Source organism: Burkholderia sp. Ac-20392 (genome assembly GCF_017104585.1).
Taxonomy (GTDB): domain Bacteria; phylum Pseudomonadota; class Gammaproteobacteria; order Burkholderiales; family Burkholderiaceae; genus Burkholderia; species Burkholderia lata.
On sequence record NZ_JAAGPB010000739.1, the window covers coordinates 1 to 3,318 of the forward strand.

Here is a 3,318-nt window from a genome sequence, read left to right on the forward strand (position 1 = left end):
TGCCGCCGTACTACATGCGGCTCGGCTGGTCGCCGACGGGCGCCGGCAGCCTGCTCGGCGGCGTGACGCTCGCGGAAGTCGTCGCGGGGCTGACGATCTCGGCGACGATCGACCGCCTGCCCGATCGCCGGCCCGCGCTGCATGCGGCGATCGCGTCGCTGTTCGTCGGCTTGCTGGTGATGCTGGCCGCACCGGAAGCGCTCGCGTTGCCGGCGGCGCTGTTGATGGGCGCGGGGATCGGCGCGCTGTTTCCGCTGTCGCTGATCGTCACCGTTGACCATGCCGCGACACCGGCCGATGCCGCGTCGCTGACGGGGTTCGTCCAGGGCATCGGCTACCTGATCGCCGGGCTGTTTCCATTCGCCGCAGGCATCGTGCGCCAGCACCTCGCGGACCTGACGCCCGCATGGATCGCGATGGCCTGCCTGTGTGTCGCGCTGTTCGCACTGGCGGCAGGGTTTGCGCCGAAGCGGGTGCTGCACGCGGCGCGTGCGTAGCGCGTTTCCCGCACGAATTGCCCCGCCGCGATCGGACAAGGCGGTGTTCGGGATCCGACTGACCGAGCGCGGCATGCCGGCGTGCCGGTGAACCGCGCCGGCGTCAGCCGCCCGTTTCCTGCTCCGCCTCGAACCGCCGATACGCACGCTCGGACGGGCAGCGCCTCAAGTCGCACGCATCTTCGTCGCACTGCCGGCACACGCGGATCGCGTTCTGCATGTCGTCGGCCAGCGCGCCGACCAGTTGCTCGCAGATCGGCATGAGCTGCGCGCATTGCTCGGGCGTCAACGTGCGCGTGAGGTCCGCGATCGCCGCAGCGCGCACGGCAAGCACCTGCTGCACCGCATCGTGCCCGGCCTCGGTCAGCGTCAGCACGACGGTGCGCTTGTCGTCGCCGGGCTCACGCGCGGCGAGCCCTTCCTGGGCCATCCGCTCGGCGAGCCGCACCGCGGACGAATGCACGAGCATCAATTGCCGCGCCAGCGCGTCGATCGTCAGCGCATGCGATTGCGACAGCAGCACCAGCGCATCCACGCTCGATCCGTGCAGCCCCATGTCGCGGGCGATGGCGTCCTCTACCCGGTCGTTCAGCCCGAGCGCGAGTGCGCCCAGCAAATTGTTCAGGCGTTGCTTTTTCACGTAGGCGCTCCTAGCATATGTGTGCGTCACGCATATAATTTAAACCACCGTTTCACCGATGTCAGCCGCGGCGCGGCCCGCTCGATCCGGGCGGCCGCACGCCCGCATTCTACGGGTCGACAGGCCGAGTGGAGTCCACGCATGAACGACAACGCGCGCAAGACCGGATACCTGATCATGGCGACGCTGTGCTGGGGCGTCGCCATTCCGTTCAGCAAGATGGTGCTGCCTGCCCTGTCGCCCGCGTGGCTCATCGTGTTGCAGATCGCCGCCAGCGTCGCGGTGCTCGCGTGTCTCGCCACCGTCCAGCGCGTGAACCTGCAAGGCATCGCCCCGGCGCAGGTCGCCATCGTCGCGCTGATCGGCATGCTCGAACCGTGCGGCGCGTACTACCTCGGGTTCGTCGGCATGCAATCGACGTCCGCCCTGCACACGGCGGTGATCTTCGCGCTCGAACCGCTCGGCATTCTCGCGTTCAACATCGTGCTGTTCCGGTTCAGGGTCGACGGACGGCTGCTGGTTGCGGGCGTTGTCGCGCTGATGGGCGTCGTCGTCATCACGCTCGGCGATGCATCGGCGGACGGGCACGCGTCGCTGCGCGGCGATGCGTTCGTGTTCGCCGGCGTGATGGTGGCCGCGCTGTACGTGTCGTTGTCGACGCAGGCCGTGACGCTGCCGTCCGCAACGGCGATGCTGCTGATCCAGCAGGCCGGCTCGCTGCTGCTGGCACTCGTGTTGCTCGGCATCGACGCGGGCGGCAGCGGGCCCCACCGGTTGCCGGCGTGGCCTGCCGTGTGGCCCGCGCTGGCAATCGGCGTGCTGCAGTTCACGCTGGCTTTCCTGTTCTATTTCCGCGGTGCGCGCGACAACGCATCGTACTGGAGCGTGGTTGTGCTCAACCTGATCCCCGTCGTCGGCATCGCCGCGTCGATCCTGATCCTCGGCGAATCGGCGTCGCCGATCTACTTCGTCGGCGGCGCAATCACGATCGGTGCGGCACTTTACACGCACCTGCGCGAACGCCGTTCCGAACCCGGGCCGGCCCGTGCGTGATCAGTCCGCGCTCGCGTACAGCGTCGAATCCGCAAACCCTTCGGCGTCGAGCACGCGCCCGATCAGGATCAGCGCGGTGCGCTCGATCTGCGTGCCCTGCACCTTGCCGACGATGTCGGCGAGCGTGCCGGTCACGCGTGCCTCATCGGGCCAGCTCGCGCGATAGATCACCGCGACCGGGCAATCGGCGCCGTAATGCGGCAGCACTTCGTCGACGATGCGGGCGAGATGGCGCACGCCGAGATGGATTGCGAGCGTCGCGCGGTGCGCGGCGAGCGAGCCGAGCGCTTCGCCTTCCGGCATCGTCGTCTTGCCCGCGAAGCGCGTGAGGATCACCGTCTGCGCGACGCCGGGCAGCGTCAGCTCGACGCCGAGCGTCGCCGCACATGCAGCCGTGGCCGTTACGCCGGGCACGATTTCGTATGGAATCCCGAGCGCTTTCAATCGGCGAATCTGCTCGCCGATCGCGCCGTACAGCGACGGGTCGCCCGAATGCACGCGCGCGACGTCCTGCCCTTTCGCGTGAGCGCCGGCGAGCAGCGCGACGATTTCGTCGAGGTCGAGCTCGGCCGTATTGACGACCTGTTCCGCGCGATGGCCGTCGAGCACGGCGGCAGGCACCAGCGAACCCGCATACAGGATCACCGGGCACGTGCGCACGAGGCGCTGGCCCTTCACCGTGATCAGCTCCGGGTCGCCGGGGCCCGCGCCGATGAAATACACCGTCATCGAAAAATCTCCGTCAATTCATTGAATGATCCGCCGCGTGGCGTCACGCGCGTGCGGCCGGATCGAGCGCGTCGATGAGCGCCGCGGCTGAATCGAACGCACGATCGGCGTCGGGCAGCGGCGGGCGGCGCAGCATCACGACCGGCAGCCGGCGTTCGCGCGCGACGTCGAGCTTGGCTTCGGTGGCCGCGCCACCGCTGTTCTTGCTGACGACGACGTCGATGCCCATCAGCGCGAACAGCGCGCGCTCGCCGTCGAGCGTGAACGGCCCGCGCGCGGCGACGATCTGCGCGCGCGCGTTGCCGGGATGCGCGTCGAGGCAGCGCACGAGCCAGAACTGATGCGGCGGTATCGCGTCGAGATGCCGCAGCGGTTCGCGGCCGCGCGGCGACAGCGGCC

The 3,318-nt window shown here is 69.0% G+C and carries 5 protein-coding genes; 2 read left to right on the forward strand and 3 right to left on the reverse strand.

The genetic code is table 11. The annotated features are described in order from the left end of the window. A partial coding sequence (locus G3N99_RS37560) for an MFS transporter (protein ID WP_206124895.1) occupies positions 1-497 on the forward strand: 497 nt, incomplete at its 5' end. A 103-nt stretch (positions 498-600) separates the two neighbouring features. Here G3N99_RS37560 and G3N99_RS37565 read toward each other — a convergent pair. Continuing rightward, positions 601-1,137, reverse strand: coding sequence for a MarR family transcriptional regulator (locus G3N99_RS37565; protein WP_206124896.1), 537 nt, complete (start codon positions 1,135-1,137; stop codon positions 601-603). A gap of 141 nt (positions 1,138-1,278) precedes the next feature. Between G3N99_RS37565 and G3N99_RS37570 the strand changes: the two genes are divergently transcribed. Then, positions 1,279-2,190, forward strand: a complete 912-nt coding sequence (locus tag G3N99_RS37570; RefSeq protein ID WP_206124897.1) for a DMT family transporter — start codon at positions 1,279-1,281, stop codon at positions 2,188-2,190. Here the strand turns inward: G3N99_RS37570 and cobM are convergent, their stop codons facing one another. Together cobM and G3N99_RS37580 are read right to left on the reverse strand one after the other, a co-directional pair. Next, positions 2,191-2,919 carry a precorrin-4 C(11)-methyltransferase gene (gene cobM / locus G3N99_RS37575; RefSeq protein ID WP_206124898.1) on the reverse strand — a complete coding sequence of 243 codons (729 nt, stop codon included), beginning with the start codon at positions 2,917-2,919 and terminating at the stop codon, positions 2,191-2,193. Positions 2,920-2,962: 43 nt separating this feature from the next. Continuing rightward, on the reverse strand, positions 2,963-3,318 hold a 356-nt coding region (locus tag G3N99_RS37580), incomplete at its 5' end, for a precorrin-6A/cobalt-precorrin-6A reductase (protein ID WP_206124899.1).

Coding starts and splice junctions, on each gene's coding strand:
- G3N99_RS37570 (WP_206124897.1), top strand. CDS start 1,279: ATGAACGACAACGCGCGCAAGACCGGATACCTGATCATGGCGACGCTG.
- cobM (WP_206124898.1), bottom strand. CDS start 2,919: ATGACGGTGTATTTCATCGGCGCGGGCCCCGGCGACCCGGAGCTGATC.